Raw genomic sequence first — 14170 nt, forward strand, 5'->3', positions numbered from 1 at the left:
CACGGCCGTAGGCGCACCCCGTGAGAATTCCACATAAGGTCTCTGCCTCCCGGCTCGTCGGCAGCCGGGGCATTTCATGATCGGCGGTTCCGTTGTCCATCGGGCACCTGGCACTCGGCGTGGTCGTCACGCTGGTGTGGGGCTTCAACTTCGTCGTCATCCGAATCGGACTCGACTCCTTCGACCCGTACCTGCTGGCGACCCTGCGGTTCGCGCTCTGTTGCCTTCCGGCGATCTTCTTCTTCAAGAAGCCCGACGTTCCGTTCCGCCATCTGGCGTCGTACGGGTTGGTGCTGGGGTTCTTCCAGTTCGGTCTCCTCTTCGCCGGTATCGACGCCGGGCTCTCGGCCGGACTCGCCTCGATCGTGCTCCAGCTCCAGGTCTTCTTCACCATCGGTCTGGCCGCCCTGGTCTTCCGTGAGCGGGTGAACCCCGCGCAGGTGACGGGCATGGCGCTCGCCGCCGGTGGCATGGCGCTCATCGCCGCCGGGGTCTCCGACGGCTCCGCCACGGTGCTCGGGGTCCTGCTGGTGACCGGAGCGGCGGCCTCGTGGGGGCTGGCGAACATCATCGTGAAGAAGGCCCAGACCGAGGACTTCCTCGCCTTCATGGTCTGGTCGAGCCTGATTCCCCCGGTCCCGTTGCTGCTGCTGACCCTCTGGTTGAGCGGTCCCGCCTCGGTGGCCGACTCGTTGACCGACCTCTCCTGGGCCTCGGTCGGGTCGGTGCTCTACCTGGTCTATCCGACGACCCTCTTCGGGTACGCCGTCTGGAACCGGCTGCTCCGGCGCTACTCCACCGCCCTGGTCGCCCCGCTGACCCTCCTCGTGCCGCTGTTCGGGATGGCCAGTTCGATGATCGTCCTCGGTGAGCGGTTGAGCGCGGTCAAGGTGTTCGCCGCCCTGCTGGTGATCTCGGGGCTGGTTGTCACCCAGGTCCGGTGGTCGGCGGTGCTGCGGCGACGGTCCGGCGGCGCGTCACCCGAGGCGGCCCCGGTGCCTCCCCAGTCGACCGGTCCGCGCGACGCGGAGCCCGAACCGGAGTCGGCCCGATGACCACTCCACAGGTCGCGTTGCGTCCGATCCTCGTCGAGGACCTCGGCGTCCTGCTCCGGTTCCGCCTGGAGGCGGGCCTGATCGGACCGAACTGGTACGGCCACCGGGACTCCGGTGAACTGCGGCGACGTCTCGACACCGACGGGTGGCTCGGCGCCGAGGACAGCCGGATGACGGTGACCGCCGACGGGGCGGCGGTCGGGTTCGTCGCCTGGGCGGCGGTGAGCCAGGGCAACGGCACCTACTGGAGCATCGGGATCTCCCTGGTGCCCGAGGCCCGGGGGCGGGGCGTCGGGCTGCTCGCGCAGCGGCTGCTCTGCGACTACCTGTTCGACCACAGCCCGGTGGTGCGGATCGAGGCGGTCACCCAGCCGGAGAACGAGGCGGAGCAGCGCATCCTGGAGCGGATCGGTTTCGTCCTGGAGGGCACCCTGCGCAGCGCCGAGTTCCGCCAGGGCCGGTGGCGCGACGTGCACGTCTACGGTCTGCTGCGCAGCGAGTACCGCCCGGCGGGCCGAGCCGGACGCGACGGCGGGCGGCCCCCGGTCACCGGCTCAGCCAGGTGACCAGGTCGTCGGTGACGAACTCGCCGTCCTCGGTCACGTCCTCGCTTATCGCGCCGAGGTCGAGTGCCCACACGCTGGTCCGGTCGCGCCCGTGGCGTCGCATGAGCAGGCCGGTGCCGCCGCTGTCGTCGCCGACCAGGACCCACCCGGGGGCGTAGGCGGGCACCTCGAAGGTGGCGTTGCGTTCCCCGATCAGGTGCGGCCCGTAGACGAGCACACCGTCGTCGCGCAGGACACCGGGGGTGTGACGCCACAGGTGAGCGATCGTCGGGTTCGGGCCGTCGCCGAGCCCCCGGGCGAGGGCGTCGGTCACTGTGAGGAATCCCGCGAACGACTCGACGACCTGCTCCTCGTCGCCGTCGAGGGCGCTGCGGCGGACCACCGGTGCCTCGTCGCCCCGCCGACGGTCCAGTGCGAAGGAGTACGCGTCACCGTCGGCGTCGACGAGGAAGCACAACCGCCGGTCGTCGTGTCGCCAGGGTGCGGTGATGCTGTCGTGCTCCTCGTCGTACCCGGGTGGGCCGACGACGGCGACGGGTTCGGCGCCGAGCCATCCGACGCCGTACTCGGCAGACCACCACCGGTACGACGCCGGCAGCGCCCCGAGGCGTTCCTCCGCGCGGCGCAGGTCCCGCTCGGCGACGCCGCACCCCGGTCGTCGGGCCAGGCCGGGGGTCGCGTCGAGGAGTTCACGGAGCCTGTCGAGGTCGGGGGTCACCCCGACACCCTACGGTCGGGCCGCGACCCGACCGGTGTCGACGCCGGTCGGTGTCGACCGGGTGCGGCTCGTCGGACCCACACTGCACCCCACTCGTGCATTGCTGCGTCGAGTGGGGCGCAGGGGTGCCGTCACCGGGCCCGGGCGAACTCCGGGACCGAGGCTGCCGCGTCGAAGTCGGGCTTGAGGATGTCGGCCTCCTTGAACAGCTTCACCGCGTTGTCGAGCGCGGTCATGTTGATGTATCCGCTGTAGGCCAACTCGGGGATCTCGGCGAGTTCCTCGGCGGGCTTCTTGCAGTACTTGGCGAAGATGGCGAACTTGTCGGCGTTGCTCGCGGGTTCCTTGGCCTCGTCGGCGGCCTCCTGCATGGCGGCCACGAAGCTCTCGGCGGCCGGCTGGTTCTTCTCCAGCCAGGAGGTGGTCACCCCGTAGAGTGCGTTCGGGGTCGCCCCGACCCCTTCCCAGGTGGGGTTGCCGATCGACTTGCCCTTGCCACTGGTGGTGATCTTGTGGACGTCCGCTGCGGTGACGGCACCGGCGTCGACCTTGCCGTTCGCCACCGCGGGTTCGATGTCGGCGAAGCCGAGGGCGACGAACTTCGCGGTGGACTTCTGGCCGGTTGCGGCCTCGATCCAGTTGTTGACCAGGGTGACGATGGTGCCCCCGAGGTCGTTCACCGCGACCGTTCGGCCCTGGAGGTCGGCCGGCCCGTTGATACCAGAGGCGTTGCTGACGATGAGGCCCTGGCTGTTCTCGGTGGTCTCCCCACTGTCGGAGATGACCTTGAGATCCACGCCCTTGTCGATCGCGGTCAGCATTCCCTGCGGGCTGACGAAGGCGATGTCTGCCGCACCGCCCTGCAACGCCGCGATGCCGGCGGAACCGGACTGGACGTTCACCAACTCGATGTTCAGGCCGTGCTTGGTGAAGATTCCCTTGTCGAGGGCGTAGAGGGACAGCTCGTTGCAGAGCGACAGCGTGGTCATGCGAATGCTTGTCGTGCCGGAGTCGTCGGTGCTGCCCGGGGTGGTGTCGGAGCCGCAGGCGGCAACGGTGCTGGCCGCCAAGACGATGCTGCCGATTGTCGCTGCGGTTCTTGTCCTGAATAGCATGACTTTTCCTCTCATTTTACTGTCGGGGGTGTTGTTTCTCGGTCCGGCGGCCCGACCGGTGGGGGAACGGTGCTGGAAGGGGATTGGGCAGCCGGGGCGAGAAGAAGGGGGGATCAAGCTGCGGGTTCGACCGGACGCATGACGAGACGGAAGATCTCACTACGCAGTTGTGCGAAGCGTGGTTCGAGCTTGGTGCCGACCTGGTCGCGGGGTCGGGGCAGGTCGATGGGCAGGTCGCGCAGGAGGCGTCCGGGATTGGCCTGCATCACCAGTACGCGGTCTCCGAGGTAGACAGCCTCGTCGATGTCATGGGTGACGAACACGACAGTCATCTGATAGTCGTGCCGTACCTTGAGCACCAGGTCTTCGAGGTCGGCGCGGGTCTGGGCGTCGACGGCGGCGAACGGTTCGTCCATGAGCATGACGTCGGGGCGGACGACGAGGGCCCGGGCGATCGCGACCCGTTGCTGCATGCCGCCCGACATCTGCCAGGGGTAGAGGTGTTCGACCTTGTGCAGGCCGACCGCAGTGAGGGCCTCGGCGACCCGTACGGCGATCTCGGCCCTGGGGAGCCCGGCGGCCTGCCCGGCGATGGCGAGGTTGCGACGGATGTTCATCCAGGGGAAGAGGGACCGTCCGTAGTCCTGGAAGACGACGCTCAGCCCGGCGGGTGGGCCGGTGACGGGAGTGTCGCCGAGTCGTACCTGCCCGTCGGTCGGGCTGAGCAGGCCGGCCATCATCATCAGCATCGTCGACTTGCCGCAGCCCGACGGCCCGACCACGCAGACGAACTCGTTGCGGCCGATCGTGAGGGAGGTGGGGGCCAGGGCCAGGCGAGGGCCGGCCTTTGTGGAGGGGTAGCTCTTGGTGATGTTGTCGATGGTCAGGGTCATGACGGTCCTCCCGTCGGTTCGGGACTCACAGGGCACCGAGGCCGGTACGGCGTTGCCAGCGCAGGGCCCGCCGTTCGAGCCCGGCGGTGACGAGGTTGAGGATGAGGCCGATGATCGCGATGAGCAGGAACGCGGACCACATCTGGAGGTAGCCGAAGGTCTCCTGGAAACGCATGACCTCGTATCCGACCCCGGCGGTGGTCGCGTAGAACTCGGAGACGATGACCATGATCAGTCCGACGCCGATGCTGACCCGGATACCGGCCATGATCTGCGGTGCGGCGGCGGGCAGGATCACGTGGCGGTAGAGCTGCCACCGGGACAGGCGCATGCTGCTCGCGCTCCGCAGCCAGGCGGCGTTCACGCCGGCCACCCCGTCGGCTGTATTGATCATAATCAGCCAGACGGTGCCGAAGAAGATCACGAAGATGTTGAGCGCGTCCGAGACCCCGAAGACCTGGAGGGCGACAGGGAGTAGCACGACCTTCGGGGTGGCCAACCAGAATCGGATCATCGGGCTGTACATGCCACGGATGACGGGGTTACGGGCGACGAGCATCCCGCCGGCGACTCCGACGACGAGCGCCAGGATCATCGCCTGCGTCAACCGGGACATGCTCGGTACGACCGCGGTGAAGAACTGGTCGGAGAGGAAGGCGCGCGTGGGCGGGCCGGACAGCCAGTCCGCCCAGAACTGCCGCAGGATCGAGGAGAGTGGGGGAAAGAAGATGGTCGGGTTGGCCCGCGCGTAGATCTCCCAGCCCACCAGCAGTGCGGCCAGCAGCCACAGGTTCAGCAGTGGACGCAGGAGGCTGGTGGCCCGCTGTCCGAGGTGGGGACGTGACGGGGTCGGGGGTGGGGGCTCGGGCGCGGTGGCCGGTGCGTCCGGCGCGGTGCGGGTCGTCGGGCTAGTCAACGGACTTCCACCTCACGATGCGGTTCTCCAGCCAGGTGATGGCGCCGTAGACGAAGACCCCCACGACACCGACGAGCAGGGTTCCGGCGATGACATAGTCCGCGTGCCCCGCCCGTTGGTACGCCACGAGGACCGTCCCGACTCCGGACAGGGCACCCAACAACTCGGTGCTGATCACGACGACCAGGGCGGCACCCGAAGCGATGCGGATGCCGGTGAAGATCGAGGGAAGGGCGGTCGGCAGCGCGACGTACATCTGGGTGCGCAGCCACGAGAATCGCATCGACCGGGCCGCGTCGATCCGGGTCGGCTCGATGCCGGAGAGGCCGTAGATGGTGTTGATCAGAATGGGCCACACGATCGCGTAGATCGCCACCGCCACCTTCATCTCGGTACCCAGGCCCCAGAGCAGGATGGCGATCGGGATCAGGGCGGTCGAGGGCACCGAGCGGAAGGCGTCCACGGCGACCGCCGTCGGGCTCGCGAGTCCCGGAACCGCCTTCGACAGGGCCCCGATCACCACCCCGACGAGGGTGGCCAGCCCCAGTGCGATCGCCCAGGTTCTGATCGTGTCGACCAGGCCGGCCCGGAACTCCGCGGAGGCGATCAGGTCCGGCAGGTTGCCCAGGACCGGCAACGGACCGGGAAGGGAGTTCTCGGGGAGCGTGTCGGTGGCCCGGATCAGTTGCCAGGCCAGCAGGACGGTGATCACACCCAGGATGCCGAGGGCAGCGGATCGGGTTCGTCGGCCAATCTCCATGTTCGTCCCTTCCCGGTCCCGTCTGCCTACAGGCCCCAGTCGAACCGGGGCAGCGCCGCCAGGCGGATGCTGAACCGGCCCAGGTCGTCGGAGGTGCTCTCGTCACGGGTCTCGGTACGGGACTTCACGACGTGGCGCCCGAAGTTCGGCGCGAGGGGACGGCCGACCTCCCGCTGGAGCCACAGCCGCAGCAGGTGACGACGGCGGCCCTGCTCCGGCCAGTCGACGAAGGCGGTCCGGGAGTGCAGGGCGGCGTAGTTGAGCAGCCACTGGATGTCCCCGGGGCGGAAGTCCATGTCCAGGGCGACGCCGGGCTCCCGGGCGATGTCGTCGAGCAGGTGCAGGAGTTCGGTCTGTTCCTCGGTCAGTCTCGGCACGTCGGGGTAGTCCTGCGCCGAGAAGATGATCTTGCTTCCGGCGTAGATGCTGAAGGTGTCCTCGACGTAGCTGACGATCGGCGAGGTGTAGTAGGGGGCGGGGGCGTCGTGGTCCTGCTTGTACCAGTCGAAGTACCACGGTTCGAGGAGCAGCGGAGCCAACTCCGGTCGCCGGGCCAGCACCTCGTTGAACAGCGTGGCCCCGCTGACCAGGCTGCTCGCCCCACCCTCCCGGGCGGTCCGCAGACAGAGCAGGGCGACCACGTCGGAGCTGTCGGAGTGGAAGTCGAGCTTGTCGCGGATCTTGGAGCCGAGGGCGGTGGGATCGGTCCGGGTCTTGTCGGAGGTGGCCAGGACGTGGTCGACCAGGTCACCGAGTTCGTTCTGCCGCATCGGGGTGCCCAGGTGCAGTCCGAGGACGAAGAAGACGGCGGCCGACACCGCGTCGCTGTAGTGCTCGACCCGCAGACCCCGTACCAGGACGAAGCCGGGGCCGTCGTCGAGGTCGCCGGCCCATCGCAGGAGCCCTTCGGAGAGGGTGGGTAGGGGGTAACGCGCGGCGGTGACGGTGCGCAGGTCGGGGTCGTCGTCGACGAACTGTCGACCGACCCGCTCCAGTTCGGCGAGTTCGGGGGCGCTGAGCTGGTACTGCCAAGAGGTGCTGGTGGCGATCTCGTCTCCGCGCCAGGCGGCGGGACCTTGGATCGGCTTGAGGGTAGTCATGACGCATGCTCCTGATGACGACTGAATTGCCGAATAAGCCCGAGGTGGGAATGGTGAAAGCAGTCGGGTGACCATTCACGGCCGACGCCCGAGGAACCGTCCGACGGACGGTTTCCTCACTGGGGTGTCAGGTGGCCCACGTGCTGTCGGTGGACGCGGTCGACCTGCGACACGCGTCCTCGACCGGCCCGCTGCGAGAGCGGGCTGCGGGGCGGCTCAGTCAAAACAGGATCATGATGCCGCCGACGGCGGCGCCGAAGCGGATGCCATGCCGCTTCGGGTTGTTCCGGGCCCGGGTGTGCACCGGTGGGACGGGTGGGGTGCAGATTCCGGTTCTGGTCGTCATCGTGGTCACCCCTCCCGTGTCTCGTTCTACAAGACGTCATCTTGTAATTGGACTCGGGTTACTGTCAAGACCCGGAAACGCATTCGTTACTGGAGGACCGGAATGATCGCCCTGGTCACCAGCGGTACGGATCCCGGGGGTGCGGCGGCGGACCCCGGCCGCCGCGCCCCCGGGTGGTCTACCGGTGCGACTCGGCCGGCGGTCGCCGCCGGGCGGACGCGGGCACCCCGAGCGGGTCGTCGCGCAACGACAGGCCGAGCTGCTCGACCGCGGCCTCGACGAGGGCCTCCGTGGTGAGTCGGAGGTCCAGGACGACACCCTGCTCGTCGGGGAGCAGCGGCTCCAACGTCGCTGTCTGCGAGTCGAGCAGGCTCGCCGGCATGTAGTGACCGGCCCGCAGGGACATCCGTTCCCTGATGACCTCGGTCGGCCCGGCGAGGTGGACGAAGTCCACTGTCGGCGGCCCCTCCCGCAGCAGGTCGCGGTAGGTCCGTCGCAACGCCGAGCAGGCCAGCACCGTGGACACCCCGGCCCGGTGGCGCTCGCCCATCCAGTCGGCCAGCGCCCGCAGCCACGGCCACCGGGCGTCGTCGTCGAGGGGGACCCCGGCCCGCATCTGGGCCACGTTGGCCTCGGAGTGGAACTCGTCGGCCTCGGCGAAGGTCAGTCCGGTCAGCTCGGCGACGCCCTGGGCCACTGTGGTCTTGCCGGCCCCGGACACCCCCATCACCACGACGTGTCGGGTCGGCGGTGGCTCACCAGTCATGGACGGTGCCGTCCTTGAGCCGGTTGTAGGGCAGGTACGCCGGCTGGTACGGGAACCGGGCCGCCGCCTCCTCGTCCAGCTCCACCCCGAGGCCCGGCTGGGTGCCCGGGTGCAGGTACCCGTCGGCGAAGGTGAAGGACTGCCGGAACACCTCGTTGGTGAGCGGCCCGTGCCGCATGTACTCCTGGATGCCGAAGTTGTGGATGGCGAGGTCCAGGTGCAGGGCGGCGGCCATGCCCACCGGCGAGATGTCGGTGGGGCCGTGGATGCCCGACTTGATCTGGTACTGGGCGGCGAAGTCGAGCAGCTTGCGCATCGCGGTGATGCCACCGGTGTGGGTGACGGCCGACCGCACGTAGTCGATCAGCTGCTCGCGGATCAGGGTCTGGTAGTCCCACACCGTATTGAAGATCTCCCCGATGGCCAGCGGGGTGGTGGTGTGGTGGCGCACCAGCCGCAGCGCCTCCTGGTTCTCCGCCGGGGTGCAGTCCTCCAGCCAGAACAGGTCGTACGGTTCGAGGGCCTTGCCGAGCTTCGCGGCCTGGATCGGGGTCATCCGGTGGTGGCCGTCGTGCAGCAGCGGCAGCTCCGGGCCGAACTCGCTGCGGACCGCCTCGAACACGCCGGGCAGGTGACGCAGGTACGCGCGGGTGTCCCAGTCCTCCTCGGCCGGCAGCGGGATCCGTTGGGCCGGCTCGTAGTCGTAGCGCTTGCCGTCGCTGCTGGGCTGGGCGGCCACACCGTACACGGCGTTGATGCCGGGGACGGAGGTCTGCACCCGGATCGACCGGTAGCCCTCGTCGAGGTGCCTCCGGATCGAGTCGAACAGCTCCGGCAGGTCCCGGCCGGAGGCGTGCCCGTAGGCCATGATCCCGGTTCGGGACGCACCGCCGAGCAGCTGGTAGAGCGGCATCCCGGCGGCCTTGGCCTTGATGTCCCACAGGGCCACGTCCACGGCGGCGATAGCGGCCATGGTGACCGGGCCACGACGCCAGTACGCCGAGCGGTACAGGAACTGCCAGGCGTCCTCGATGTTGTGTGCGTCCCGGCCGACCAGCAGCGGGGCGACGTGGTCACGCAGGTACGAGGCGACGGAGAGTTCGCGACCGTTGAGGGTGCCGTCGCCCAGCCCGGTGACACCGTCCTCTGTGGTGATCTTCAGAGTGACGAAGTTGCGGTCCGGGCTGGAGACGATGACGTCGGCGGCGACGATCTTCACGGGTGGCTGCCTTTCTCGTAGGGAGGGGCCTCAGCGGAGGGTGGTACCGGCGGCGCTGCCGTCGATCAGGGACAACTCGTCGCGGCGGGGCAGGCCCTCCCAGTCACCGTGCCCGGCGACCGCGAAGGCGCCCAGGGTGACCGCCCGGCGCAACCTGTCGACGAGGTCCAACCCGTCGAGCTGGCCGGAGAGGTAGCCGGCGGTGAACGCGTCCCCGGCTCCGACGGTGTCGACGGCGGTGACGGGCACCGCCGGGACGTAGGTGACGTCGTCGCGGGTGTAGGCGCGTACGCCGTCGGCACCGAGCTTGACCAGCACGGTCCGTACGCCCCGGTCCAGCAGGTCGGTCACCGCGTCGGCCTCGTCGGCGTCGGGGGCGGTGACCAGGTCCAGTTCGTCGGCGGAGGCGACGACGAGCGACGCGTACCCGGCCAGCGGGGTCAGCGCCGCCCGGGCCTGCTCCCGGGACCAGAGCTTGGCCCGGTAGTTGACGTCGAGGGAGACCGCCGTGCCCATCGCCACTGCCTCCCGCGCCGCCCAGTGCACCGCCTTGTGCGCCGCCTCGGACAGCGCCGGGGTGATCCCGGTCAGGTGCAGCAGACGGGTGCCGGCCGAGAGCGGACCCCGCAGGTCCTCGACTGTGAGTGCCGACCCGGCCGACCCGGCCCGGTGGTACTGCACCCGGGTCACGTCGGAGGTCCGCTGCTCCAGGAACATCAGCCCGGCGGGGCGGTCCGGGTCCCGCCGGACCCCGCTGGTGTCGACGCCCTCGGCGCGCAGCTGGCGCTGCACGAACCGGCCCAGCTCGTCGTCGCTGACCCGGCCGATCCAGGCCACCCGGTGGCCGAGTCGGGCCAGGCCGATGGCCACGTTCGACTCCGCGCCGCCCAGGTGCATGGTCAACGGCCCGCCGACGGCCAGCGGCCCCGACGAGCGCAGGGAGACCAGCGTCTCGCCAGCGGTGACCAGGTCGTAACCGCTCACGACCGGCCGCCGTTCGTCCCGGGTGCGGCACCCACCCCGTCGGTCACCGCCCGGTACTGCCGGGCCCGGGCCCGCAGGGCGTCGAGGTCGCCACCGGAGGCGGCGTCGCCCACCAGCGGTCCACCCACCCCGACCGCTATCGCCCCGGCCGCCAGGTAGGCGGGCACCTCGGCCAGCCCCACCCCGCCGACCGCGACGAGCGGCAGGTCCGGGAACGGGTCGCGGATCGCCTTGAGGTACGCCGGACCGCCCACCGCGGCCGGGAAGAGCTTGACCACGCCGGCCCCCAGCCGGACCGCCGTGTACGCCTCGGTCGGGGTGAGCGCCCCGGCGGCCACCGGCAGGCCGCGACGGGCCGCCTCGCCGATCGAGTCGACCACCGCCGGGGTGACCACGAACTGGGCCCCGGCCGCCGCCACGTCGGCGACGTCTGCGGTGGTGAGCACCGTGCCCGCGCCGACCAGGCAGCCCTCGGGGGCGGCCTGGCGCAGCGCCTCGATGGCGGTGAGCGCGCCGGGGGTGGTCAGGGCCACCTCGACCACGCTCACCCCCTCGCTGAGCAGGGCGGTGCCGGCCGCGATCGCGGCGGCGGTGTCGGTGCCACGGATGACCGCCAGGAGGCGGGTCGCGGCGAGTTCGGCGGGGAGGTCGAGTGTCATGGTCACCATTCCGCGTAGGAGCCGTCGAGGTGCCGGAACATCGGGCTGCGCCAGGCGTGGCCCCGCTTGTCGGCCGCGCGTACCGCCTGCTCGTCGATCTCGATGCCCAGCCCGGGGGCGGTGAGACGCTGGACGTACCCGTCGACGAAGGTCAACGGCTGCTGGTCGACGCAGTAGTCCAGCACCTCGGCACCGAGGTTGTAGTGGATCCCGATGCTCTGTTCCTGGATCAGGTAGTTCGGCGTGGCGAACCCGACCTGCAGGCAGGCGGCCAGGGCGATCGGACCCAGCGGGCAGTGCGGGGCGAGCTGCACGTCGTACGTCTCGGCCAGCGCGGCGATCTTGCGTACCTCGGTGATGCCACCGGCGTGCGAGAGGTCCGGTTGGGCCACCGCGATACCGGCCTGCAGGACCGGCAGGAACTCCTGCCGGTTGTAGAGCCGCTCCCCGGTGGAGACCGGGGTGGTGGTCGAGCGGACGAAGTCGCCGATCAGGTGGGAGTTCTCCGGGACGACCGGCTCCTCCAGGAACAGCGGCCGGTACGGCTCCAGCAGCGGCGCCACCCGGCGGGCGTTGGCCAGGGTGAACCGACCGTGGAAGTCGACCGCCACGTCCCGGTGGTCGCCGAGGACCTCCCGGGCGGCGGCCACCCGGGCCACCACCTCGTCGAGTTCGGCGACGGAGGCGATCGGGCTCATCCGCCCGGAGGCGTTCATCTTCACCGCTGTCAGTCCGGACTCGACCCGGGCGGCGATGTGGTCACGGACCTCGCTGGGCTCGTCACCGCCGACCCAGCCGTACACCCGGATCCGGTCCCGGACGGGGCCGCCGAGCAACTGGTGCACGGGAGCCCCGTACCGCTTGCCGGCGATGTCCCACAGCGCCTGGTCCAGGCCGGCGACGGCGCTGGCCAGGATGGGGCCACCCCGGTAGAAGGAACCCTTCGTCATCACCTGCCAGTGGTCCTCGATCCGCAGCGCGTCCCGGCCGATCAGCAGCTCGCTGAGCTGCTCGACGGCGGTACGGACGGTCTCGGAGCGCCCCTCGCAGGTGGCCTCTCCCCAACCGACGATGCCGGACTCGGTCTCCACCCGGACGAACAGCCAGCGGGGTGCGACGAGGAAGGTCTCGACGCGGGCGATGGTCGTCATTGTCGTCTCAGCCCTTCGTCGCACCGGCGGTGAGGCCGGAGACGATGTACTTCTGCACGAACAGCGCGATCACCATGATCGGCAGGGTGACCACGGTGGTCGCCGCCATCAGGCCGCCCCAGTCGATGCTGGCGTAACCGACGAAGTCGAAGATCGCCACGGGCAGGGTCTTGGTGTTCCCGCTGGCGAGCACCAGGGCGAACATGAAGTTGTTCCAGCTGAAGATGAAGGACAGGATCCCGGCGGTGGCGACACCCGGCACCGACAGCGGCAGGGTGATCCGACGGAAGGCCCCGATGTGGGTCAGACCGTCGACCAGGGCAGCCTCCTCCAACTCCTCCGGCAGGCCGTCGAAGTAGCCCATCATGATGTAGACGATCAACGGCAGCGAGACGAACATGTGGCTCAGGATCAGGACCCCGAAGCCCCCGATCATCTGCAGGTTCGAGAAGACGTAGTACCACGGCACCAGCAGGGAGACGCCGGGGATGACCCGGGCCATCAGGACCACCAGGGCCGACTTCTTCATGTTGAACCGGCTCATCGAGTATGCCGCCGGCACCCCGAGGATCAGCGACAGCAGGGTCGCCGCGAAGGCCACCCAGAGGCTGTTGAACACGAACTGGAGGTAGTTCGCCTGCTGGAAGACGGTGTCGTAGTTGGCCAGGGTGGGCGTGAAGACCAGCGCCTTGCTGGAGTCGTAGATGTCCACGTTGGTCTTGAAGGATGCGGAGACCATCCAGAGCAGTGGTGCCACCAGGGAGAGCACCACCAGGACGAGCGCACCCACCCGGAAGATCTTGTATCCGGTCCGCTGCTTCATCGACGACCCACCTCCTTCTTGCGCCGGGCGGTGAGGGCCCACATCACGCCGATGATGATCAGGAAGAACAGGATCAGCACCGTCGACGAGCGGCCGTACTCGTTGTAGTCGAAGCTGAGGCCGTAGGCGTACACGTTGAGGGTCTCCACCTCGTTGAAGGAACCGCCGCCGCGGCCCTTGGTGGCGTAGAGGATGTCGAAGGTCTTCAGCGCGTCGATGCCGCGCAGCAGGACCGCGACGATCACGGTGGGCATCAGCAGCGGCAGGGTGACGTGCCGGAAGCGCTGCCAGGCGCTGGCACCGTCGATCATCGCCGCTTCCTGGGGCTCGTCGGAGAGCGAGGTCAGCCCGGCGAGCAGGATCAGCACCACCATCGGCGTCCACTGCCAGATGTCGATGAAGATCGTGGTCGCCAGCGCCGTGTTCTGCCCTGCAAGCCAGGGCTGGGGGGCGATACCGACCCACCCGAGGATCTGGTTGGCCATCCCGATGTTGGGGTCGAAGATGAGGCGCCACATCATGCCGACCGCGACCGGGGTGGCGACCAGCGGCAGGAGGATGGCGACCCGGACCCACTTCTCGCCCTTGAACGGCCGCCACAGGAGCAGGGCGATCGCCATCCCGAGGACGACCTCCACGAGCAGTGCGACACCGGTGAAGATGCCGGTCCGCCCGACGGCGGGCCAGAACCGGTCGGTGTCGCTGAGCACGTCCAGGTAGTTCTGGAGGCCGATGAAGTTCGAGTCGGCGCGGACCGATCCACGGGAGTCGGTCAGGCTGAGGTACAGCGTCCAGGCGAGCGGGAAGATGATCAGCGCGGCGACGAAGGCCATGGCCGGGGCCGCGAAGAGCCACTTGCGGTGTTCGTTGGCCCAGCGCGCCCAGCGGGGCGTGTCGGGCATGACGTTGGCGCTACGCGGCGCCTTGCTGGCGGTTGCTGCTGACATGGGTTCTCCGTGAGGGGGAGGCCGGACGGGGGTGGTGGGGGGGGGGGCCCCCCCCCCCCCCCCCCCCCGCCCCCCGGGGCCCCCCCCCCCCCCCCCGCCGAGCACCACAAGGACAAAAAAAACACCACACACGAGAGGAGTATAGATAGAGA

Annotated in this window: 16 protein-coding genes; 2 read left to right on the forward strand and 14 right to left on the reverse strand. The window is 69.5% G+C overall.

Annotated elements, in window-relative coordinates; translation table 11 throughout:
- The first annotated feature begins 92 nt into the window (after positions 1-92).
- Together ABT336_RS18065 and ABT336_RS18070 are read left to right on the forward strand one after the other, a co-directional pair.
- Positions 93-1055, forward strand: coding sequence for an EamA family transporter (locus tag ABT336_RS18065; protein WP_350897764.1), 963 nt, complete (start codon positions 93-95; stop codon positions 1053-1055).
- Positions 1052-1621: a GNAT family N-acetyltransferase gene (locus ABT336_RS18070; RefSeq protein ID WP_350897765.1), complete on the forward strand. Its 570-nt coding sequence runs from the start codon at positions 1052-1054 to the stop codon at positions 1619-1621. Before ABT336_RS18065 ends, ABT336_RS18070 begins: the two co-directional genes overlap by 4 nt.
- Here the strand turns inward: ABT336_RS18070 and ABT336_RS18075 are convergent.
- From ABT336_RS18075 to ABT336_RS18140, 14 genes are all read right to left on the reverse strand, one after another.
- Entirely contained in the window at positions 1602-2339 is a 738-nt protein-coding gene (locus ABT336_RS18075; protein WP_350897766.1) for an SMI1/KNR4 family protein, read from the reverse strand. The genes ABT336_RS18070 and ABT336_RS18075 overlap by 20 nt on opposite strands.
- Before the next feature lie 131 nt (positions 2340-2470).
- Complete coding sequence (locus ABT336_RS18080) at positions 2471-3328, reverse strand: ABC transporter substrate-binding protein (protein WP_350897767.1); 858 nt, start codon at positions 3326-3328, stop codon at positions 2471-2473.
- Between the two features lie 239 nt (positions 3329-3567).
- Positions 3568-4347, reverse strand: a complete 780-nt coding sequence (locus tag ABT336_RS18085) for an ABC transporter ATP-binding protein (RefSeq protein ID WP_350897768.1) — start codon at positions 4345-4347, stop codon at positions 3568-3570.
- Between the two features lie 25 nt (positions 4348-4372).
- Complete coding sequence (locus tag ABT336_RS18090) at positions 4373-5263, reverse strand: ABC transporter permease (protein WP_350897769.1); 891 nt, start codon at positions 5261-5263, stop codon at positions 4373-4375.
- Entirely contained in the window at positions 5256-6023 is a 768-nt protein-coding gene (locus tag ABT336_RS18095; protein ID WP_350897770.1) for an ABC transporter permease, read from the reverse strand. Before ABT336_RS18095 ends, ABT336_RS18090 begins: the two co-directional genes overlap by 8 nt.
- 26 nt (positions 6024-6049) lie before the next feature.
- The gene (locus ABT336_RS18100; protein WP_350897771.1) at positions 6050-7123 is read right to left on the reverse strand and encodes a TauD/TfdA family dioxygenase; all 1074 of its coding nucleotides are present in this window, start codon (positions 7121-7123) and stop codon (positions 6050-6052) included.
- 220 nt (positions 7124-7343) lie between these two features.
- Positions 7344-7469: a hypothetical protein gene (locus ABT336_RS18105; RefSeq protein WP_350897772.1), complete on the reverse strand. Its 126-nt coding sequence runs from the start codon at positions 7467-7469 to the stop codon at positions 7344-7346.
- A gap of 178 nt (positions 7470-7647) precedes the next feature.
- On the reverse strand, positions 7648-8235 hold the full coding sequence (locus tag ABT336_RS18110; RefSeq protein WP_350897773.1) for a gluconokinase: 588 nt from the start codon (positions 8233-8235) through the stop codon (positions 7648-7650).
- Complete coding sequence (gene manD / locus ABT336_RS18115; RefSeq protein WP_350897774.1) at positions 8225-9454, reverse strand: D-mannonate dehydratase ManD; 1230 nt, start codon at positions 9452-9454, stop codon at positions 8225-8227. The genes ABT336_RS18110 and manD overlap by 11 nt, the downstream gene beginning before the upstream one ends.
- Before the next feature lie 30 nt (positions 9455-9484).
- Entirely contained in the window at positions 9485-10438 is a 954-nt protein-coding gene (locus tag ABT336_RS18120; protein WP_350897775.1) for a sugar kinase, read from the reverse strand.
- Positions 10435-11097 (reverse strand): bifunctional 4-hydroxy-2-oxoglutarate aldolase/2-dehydro-3-deoxy-phosphogluconate aldolase, encoded by a 663-nt coding sequence (locus ABT336_RS18125; RefSeq protein WP_350897776.1) that lies wholly within the window; start codon positions 11095-11097, stop codon positions 10435-10437. Before ABT336_RS18125 ends, ABT336_RS18120 begins: the two co-directional genes overlap by 4 nt.
- Positions 11098-11099: 2 nt before the next feature.
- Entirely contained in the window at positions 11100-12248 is a 1149-nt protein-coding gene (gene dgoD / locus ABT336_RS18130; RefSeq protein WP_350897777.1) for a galactonate dehydratase, read from the reverse strand.
- Between the two features lie 7 nt (positions 12249-12255).
- A complete protein-coding gene (locus ABT336_RS18135; protein WP_350897778.1) occupies positions 12256-13071 on the reverse strand; it encodes a carbohydrate ABC transporter permease in 816 nt (271 codons plus the stop codon).
- Complete coding sequence (locus ABT336_RS18140) at positions 13068-14018, reverse strand: carbohydrate ABC transporter permease (protein ID WP_350897779.1); 951 nt, start codon at positions 14016-14018, stop codon at positions 13068-13070. Before ABT336_RS18140 ends, ABT336_RS18135 begins: the two co-directional genes overlap by 4 nt.
- Between the last annotated feature and the right edge of the window lie 152 nt (positions 14019-14170).

Source organism: Micromonospora sp. NPDC000207 (assembly GCF_040300925.1).
Taxonomy (GTDB): domain Bacteria; phylum Actinomycetota; class Actinomycetes; order Mycobacteriales; family Micromonosporaceae; genus Micromonospora.